General features: G+C 73.4%; 6 protein-coding genes and 1 pseudogene. 5 read left to right on the top strand and 2 right to left on the bottom strand.

The window, feature by feature from the left end:
* Positions 1-1110: pseudogene (locus E3O32_RS17350) on the top strand (hypothetical protein); the annotation flags it as partial.
* Positions 1111-1141: 31 nt separating this feature from the next.
* Here the strand turns inward: E3O32_RS17350 and E3O32_RS16295 are convergent.
* Entirely contained in the window at positions 1142-1771 is a 630-nt protein-coding gene (locus E3O32_RS16295; RefSeq protein WP_134510875.1) for a response regulator, read from the bottom strand.
* Positions 1768-3009, bottom strand: coding sequence for a sensor histidine kinase (locus E3O32_RS16290; RefSeq protein ID WP_134510874.1), 1242 nt, complete (start codon positions 3007-3009; stop codon positions 1768-1770). Before E3O32_RS16290 ends, E3O32_RS16295 begins: the two co-directional genes overlap by 4 nt.
* A 184-nt stretch (positions 3010-3193) precedes the next feature.
* Between E3O32_RS16290 and E3O32_RS16285 the strand changes: the two genes are divergently transcribed.
* The 4 genes from E3O32_RS16285 (at position 3194) to E3O32_RS16270 (ending at position 6573) form a co-directional block, all read left to right on the top strand.
* Positions 3194-4270, top strand: coding sequence for an FtsX-like permease family protein (locus tag E3O32_RS16285; RefSeq protein WP_134510873.1), 1077 nt, complete (start codon positions 3194-3196; stop codon positions 4268-4270).
* Entirely contained in the window at positions 4267-4968 is a 702-nt protein-coding gene (locus tag E3O32_RS16280; RefSeq protein ID WP_134510872.1) for an ABC transporter ATP-binding protein, read from the top strand. The genes E3O32_RS16285 and E3O32_RS16280 overlap by 4 nt, the downstream gene beginning before the upstream one ends.
* Before the next feature lie 56 nt (positions 4969-5024).
* Positions 5025-5951: a Ppx/GppA family phosphatase gene (locus E3O32_RS16275; RefSeq protein ID WP_134510871.1), complete on the top strand. Its 927-nt coding sequence runs from the start codon at positions 5025-5027 to the stop codon at positions 5949-5951.
* A 136-nt stretch (positions 5952-6087) separates the two neighbouring features.
* Positions 6088-6573 (top strand): 2'-5' RNA ligase family protein, encoded by a 486-nt coding sequence (locus tag E3O32_RS16270; RefSeq protein ID WP_134510870.1) that lies wholly within the window; start codon positions 6088-6090, stop codon positions 6571-6573.
* Positions 6574-6577: the final 4 nt, after the last annotated feature.

Below are 6577 nucleotides of genomic sequence, written 5' to 3'. Positions count from 1 at the left end.
GCACCGCCGACCGGGGCCGGCGACGACGCGACGACTGCCCCGCCGGCACAGCCCGCGCGGCCGCCGGACGCGGCACCGCCGGCCCCGCAGGCGCTCCCCCCGGTTCCCCACCCGGACGCCGTCGTTCCGTCGACCGGGCTCGCCGGAGGCTGGAACGACCCGACCCAGTTCACGACGGCGGTGCTTCCGCCCGGCTCGGGCTTCTCCTGGCTGCAGGCCGCGCTCTTCGCCCTCGGCTGCCTCCTGCTCCTGGCCATCCCGGCCCGCCTGCTCAGCGGCACCATCTCCCGAGCCCGGGCCGGGCGCCCGCTCTGGCCTGGGGCCCCGATCGCCGGCCGCAACCACCCGCGGGACGACTTCGAGACCGCGCCGACCGTGCTCGTGAACCGCTGGCTCGTGGCCGGGGCGGCCCTGGTCTCCGCCGCGACCCTGGTGATGCTGTCAGGGCCGGTGGGCAGCCGGCCGGCCTACCTCAGGCTGCTGGTCGCCGTCATGATCGCCCTGCTCGTGGTCAACGGGGTCGGCGCCCTCGTTCCCCGGTGGTGGGGCCGGCAGGTGCTGCGGCTGAACGCATCCGTCACCTTCCTGCCGCGCTACCTGCTCCTCGTCGGGGTGAGCGCGCTCGCGTCGCGGGTGTTCGAGATCCACCCGGCCCTGCTGTTCGGATTGCTCGGCAGCGTCACGATCGCGGCCGACGCCCGGCCGGAACGCCGCGGCCAGCTCGCGGCCGTGCGGGCAGGGAGCCTGATCCTGCTCGCCGTCGCGGGCTGGCTGGCGCTCGGGGTGCTGCCTCACGCCACCGGTTTCGCCAGCGCCTTCGGCGCCGAGATCGCCAACAGCGTCGTTCTCGCCGCGATCGGGTCGGCCGCCATCGTGCTGGTGCCGATCGGCAGCACCAGCGGGCGCAGCATCCTCGCCTGGTCGCCGCCGGTCTGGGCCGGCCTGACCGTGCTCGCCTTCACGATCTTGTTCGCGGTGCTGGCGCCGGCGATGACCACGTGGCATGGCAATGGGACCATCACTCTGCTCTGGGTGGCGGCCGGCGCCTTCGCGGCGCTGAGCACGGGGGCATGGGCGTGGCAGCGTTTCGTCGCCCCCGCGGTCGACTGATCCGGGTGGGCGCGAGCCGCCGCGACGGCCGCTACTGCCGGCGCAGCAGCCCGCTCCGGCGCGCCGCCGCCACCGCGGCCGTGCGGGAGGACACCCCGAGCTTGGGGTAGATGTGCGCGAGGTGCGACTTCACCGTGGTCTCGCTGACGTGCAGGTGGGCGGCGATGTCGGTGTTGCTGCTCCCCTCGGCGACCAGGGCCAGCACCTCCAGCTCGCGCGCGCTGAGCGCCGGGCTCGCGTTGCGCACCCGCGACAGCAGCCGGGTCGCCACCGCGGGGGCGAGCGCCGACTGGCCGGCGGCAGCGGCGGTGACGGCGGCGATCAGGTCGTTGGGCGGCGTGTCCTTGAGCAGGTAGCCGGCGGCCCCACCCTCGATCGCGGTGATGATGTCGCTGTCCGAGTCGTAGTTGGTGAAGATGAGCACGCTCGGCGGGTTCGGCAGGGCACGGATGCGCCGGGTCGCGTCGGCACCCCGGAACTCGCCCGCGAACTGCAGGTCCATCAGCACGACGTCGGGTCGGAGGCGCTCCGCCGCCGCGACGGCCTCGTCCGGTGTGCCGACGGCGGCCACGACGCTGATCGTCGGCTCGGTGCCGAACAGTGCTTCCAGGCCCGACCGCATGATCGGGTGGTCGTCGGCGATCAGGACCCGGATGCTCATTCGCCCACCTCGAAGCCGGCCACGACGCTCGTTCCGGTTCCCGGCGCGCTCTCGACCGTGAGGGTGCCGCCGAGTTCGGCCACCCGTTCCCGCATCGCGCGCAGGCCGAACGAGGTGCGCCCGGTCCCGGCCGTTCCCGGGGCCGGGCCTGCCGCCGCGGTGTCGAAGCCGACACCGTCGTCGACCACGTCGAGGATGACCTCGGTGTCGAGGGTGCTCAGGGTCAGGTCGATCCGGGTGGCTCCGGCGTGCTGCACGGCGTTCGACAGCGCCCCCTGGGCGATGCGCAGCAGCGCGGTCTCGTACCGGGTCGGCAGAGGCTCGAACTCGCCGGCGACGGTGACGCCGATCCGGATGCCGCTGGTGCGGCCGGTCTCGGCGGCGAGCCGCTCCAGGGCCTCGACCAGGGTGCCCTGCCGGAGCATCGGCGGCGCCAGCTCGTCGATGAACTGCCTGGTCTCCGCGAGCGCCGCCGTGGCGGCGTCCCGCGCCTGCCTCATCCGCACGGCCGCAGCGCCGCCGGCCGGGTCGCTTCGCTCGGCCGCGTGCAGCAGCATCACGATGCTCGAGAGGGACTGGGACACGGTGTCGTGGATTTCCCGGGCGAGCCGGCCGCGTTCCTCCTGAACGCCGGCGGCCCGCTCGGCGGCGGCGAGCCGGCTGCGGGCCGTCAGGAGTTCGCCGATCAGGATCTCGCGCTCCTGCGCCTCGCGGGCGAGAGAGCGGTAGGCCAGCCCGATGGCGACCGCGAGGGCGGCCCCGAGCAGCGGGCCGACGACGCCGCCGACGCTGAACCCGCGCTGGTTGCCGAAGGCGAGGATCGCTAGCAGGGTCGTGACGAGCACGGCCACCGGGCCCCGCCAGCCGGCCAGGACGTGCAGGTAGAGGAAGAACAGAGGGAAGACCAGGTACATCGCTTCGGCGCTGAGCGCGGCGAGGACCAGCCATTCGGCAGTGAGCACGCCCAGCCAGGCCGGGGCCGCCCAGGCACCGGAGCGGATGGCGCCGACCGCGCCGCCCGTTCTCCCCGTACCAGCCAGGCTGCGGCCGAGCATCGCGCCGAAGGCGTAGCTGCCGAGGAAGACGACGGCGACGATGGTGAGCACCATCGCCCCCGGAAAGCCTGCGGCGCCGGCCGTCGCGATGACGAGCACGACCAGTCCGAGGACGAGCGAGTGCAGCCCGATCCGCAGGCCGAGGAAGACGGGGTTGAGGGCGGAACCCTGAGGCCCGGTCACGCTGTGATCACTTCCTCAGGCTACGCCGAGCCGGCCCGGCCGGCATCCGCCGAAAGGTGGAAAGGATCTTCCACCTTCGGGCCGGAGAAGGCGGTCAACCCGCACGATGACGGCAAACGCCGCCCGGACGAGAGTTGACCTGTCCGGCAATCCGGACGCTCATCCCGATGAAGGAGCCCTTTTCGTGTTCGTAGCTTGGCGTGACCTCAGATTTGCCAGGGGACGGTTCGTGCTGATCGGCACCGTCGTCGCCCTGATCACCCTGCTGGTGGGCTTCCTGTCCGGCCTGACCGCCGGCCTGGCCGACCAGAACATCTCGGCGGTGACCGGCCTCAGCGCCGACCGGATCGTCTTCTCCGCGCCGGAGGGGGACGCAGCGGTCAGTTATTCCGATTCCGAGGTTACGGCCGCCGACGCCGAGGCGTGGCGCGAGCGCCAGGGGGTCGAACGGGTGAGCCCGCTCGGGATCAGCCAGCTGCGGCTGTCGGCCGGCGGGGGAACGGCCGCCGTCGCCCTGTTCGGGGCCGGATCCGGCGCTGACCGATCCGGCGACGTCCCCTCCCGGGCCGGCCACCTGAGCCTCCCGGAGACCGTCGCGGAGGACCTCTCCGTGCGTGCCGGCGACTCCGTCGACCTGGCCGGTTCGCGCTACCTCGTCGACACGGTCAGCGCCGACACCTGGTACTCGCACACTCCCGTGGTGTGGCTGCAGCTGGCGGACTGGCAGGCGATCGCCGCCGCGACCGGCCGCACGGACGCCTACGCCACCGTTCTCGCGGTGACCGGCCCGGGCGTCGACTACCCGGCCGCGGATGCCGCGACGGGCACCTCCTCGGCCGGGGTGCTCGCCTCGCTCACCGCCCTCGGCGCGTTCCGGTCCGAGATCGGGTCCCTGCTGCTGATGGTGGCGATGCTGTTCGGCATCTCCGCCCTCGTCGTCGGCGCCTTCTTCACCGTGTGGAGCATCCAGCGCCAACCGGATGTCGCCATTCTCAAGGCGCTCGGCGCCTCCAACCCGATGCTCGTCCGCGACGCGCTCGGCCAGGCGGTGCTCGTGCTCGTCGCGGGCGTCGGGGTCGGCATCATCCTGACCGCCCTCCTCGGGGCCGTCGCCGGCACCGTGCTGCCGTTCGTGCTCAGCCCGCTGACCACCCTGGTGCCCGCCGCCGCCATGATCGTCCTCGGCCTCGCCGGCGCCGCGTTCGCCCTCCGTTCCGTGACCACCACCGACCCCCTCACCGCCCTCGGGAGCAACCGATGATCCAGCTCGACAATGTCACCCTCACCTTCCCCGACGGCGAGAACCGCATCACCGCGGTCGACCACGTCACCCTCACCGTGCGGCAGGGCACCGTGGCCGGCGTGACCGGGCCGTCCGGCTCCGGCAAGTCGAGCCTGCTCGCCGTCGCGTCGACGCTGATCACCCCCGACAGCGGAACCGTGCGGATCGGCGGGGTCGACGCGACCGCGCTCTCGATGCCCGAGCGGGCGGAGTTGCGCCGGGACCGCCTGGGGATCATCTTCCAGCAGTCCAACCTGCTGCCGGCGCTCACGGCCGCCGAGCAGCTCGTGGTGATGGGCGAACTCGGCGGCCGGGCGCGCGGGCGGCGCGGGCGGCGGGCCGCGGGCATCCGTGCCCTGGAGCTGCTGGATGCCGTCGGCCTGGCCGACCAGGCCGGCAAACGGCCGGCCCAGCTCTCCGGCGGGCAGCGCCAGCGGGTGAACATCGCCCGGGCGCTGATGAACGAGCCGACCGCGCTGGTCATCGACGAGCCCACGAGCGCGCTCGACCAGGAGCGGGGCGCGAGCATCCTCGACCTGATCCTGCGGCTGACGAGGGAGCACGACACCGCCACCGTGCTGGTCACCCACGACCAGCGCCTGCTGCCGCTGATGAGTTCGGTGCACACCATGGTCGACGGCACCCTGCGGGCGAGCCGGCACACCGTCACCGCGTGACCGAGTGCGCAGGCACGCGGTGACCGTGACCGTCCGCGAGGCGCTATCGTCGGAGCGTGCGCCTCGGAGTTCTTGACGTCGGTTCGAATACCGTCCACCTGCTGGTCGTCGACGCGCACGCGGGCGCGCAACCGGTGCCGATGGCCTCCGACAAGGCCGTGCTCCGGCTGATGCGCTACCTCACCCCGGCGGGCGAGATCACCGAGGAAGGCTGCACGGCCGTGCTCGAGGCCGTGGGCAACGCCGCAGGCATCGCCCGGCGTCACAACGTGGACGATCTGCTCCCGTTCGCCACCTCCGCGCTCCGCGACGCGACCAACGGCGCCGAACTGCTGGCCAGGGTCGAACGCGAGACCGGCGTCGCCCTGCAGGTGCTCTCCGGCGAGGACGAGGCCCGGCTCACCTTCCTCGCCGTGCGCCGCTGGTACGGCTGGTCGGCCAGGGACATCCTGCTCTTCGACATCGGCGGCGGCTCGCTCGAGATCGCCGCCGGCGGCAACGAGATCCCGACCGTCGCCGTGTCGCTCCCGCTCGGCGCCGGGCGCTCCACGATCGGCTTCCTGCACAACGACCCTCCGCTGCCCGAGCAGGTCAGCGCGCTTCGGAAGCACGCGGCCGCCGTGCTCGCGGATGCCGTCGACGCCTTCGCCGGGCTCCCCGCACCGCACCACGTGGTCGGCTCCTCGAAGACGATCCGGTCCCTGGCCAGGCTGGCCGGTTCGACCTCCGAGGGCTTCGGCTCCGGCGAACGGATGCTGCTCGGCCGCGCCCAGCTCGCGGACTGGGTGCCGCGCCTGGCCCGCATCCCGGCCGAGGCCCGCCCGGCCCTGCCCGGGATCACCGCCGACCGCACGTTCCAGATCGTCGCCGGCGGGATCGTGCTCGGCGCGGCGATGGCCGCCTTCGACGTGACCGAACTCGAGGTGTCGCCGTGGGCGCTCCGCGAGGGCATCATCCTGCGCTACCTCGACCACCTGGGCTAGTCAGATCCCAGCCCGCGCCGGTTTCGGCAGCCCGCCCCCGCGGCCGCGGTCGCGGCGTGCGGTTTCGGGCGCGGGGAGAGGCGCCGCACGTCCCACCCCGGGCGGCTGCGCCGCGCCCGCCGCCTAGACTCGGCCCATGTCCCGGCTCGTCGTCGTCCTCCCGCTCACACCGCTCACCCCCGGTGAGAGCTTCCTGGTGCCGGACTGGCCGCCGCACATCACCGTGCTGCCGCCGTTCTACACGGATGCCTTGGCCGCCCAGATCGCCGACGTGATCGCCGCAGCCACCGCCGGCCAGGCTGCCCTGACCGTGACTGCCGGCCTCGACGAGTTGTTCGGCCGCCGCGAAGACATTCCGGTGACGGTCATCACCCCGAACCCAGCCCTGACCACGCTGCACCGGAGGCTGATCGATGCGGTCCGGCCGTTCGCCGCGTCACCCGACGAGCCGGCATTCACCGGCCCCGGCTTCCGGGCGCATGTGACCGTCAAGCGTTCAGGGCGGGTCAACGAAGGCGACGTGTTCTCCCTGACCCAGCTCGCGCTGGTCGATATGGCACCCCGGGCGGACAGGGGCGGTCGGACCGTGCTCGCCGCCCTACCGCTCGCGCTCCCCGGCTGACGGG

Origin of the sequence: Cryobacterium mannosilyticum (genome assembly GCF_004402705.1) — a bacterium.
Lineage (GTDB): Bacteria > Actinomycetota > Actinomycetes > Actinomycetales > Microbacteriaceae > Cryobacterium > Cryobacterium mannosilyticum.
This window is presented reverse-complemented; position numbering and strand designations above follow the sequence as displayed.

What these genes read in the sequence shown, in the direction of transcription:
- E3O32_RS16295 (WP_134510875.1), bottom strand. Translation starts at nt 1,771, where the DNA reads ATGAGCATCCGGGTCCTGATCGCCGACGACCACCCGATCATGCGGTCG.
- E3O32_RS16280 (WP_134510872.1), top strand. Translation starts at nt 4,267, where the DNA reads ATGATCCAGCTCGACAATGTCACCCTCACCTTCCCCGACGGCGAGAAC.
- E3O32_RS16270 (WP_134510870.1), top strand. Translation starts at nt 6,088, where the DNA reads ATGTCCCGGCTCGTCGTCGTCCTCCCGCTCACACCGCTCACCCCCGGT.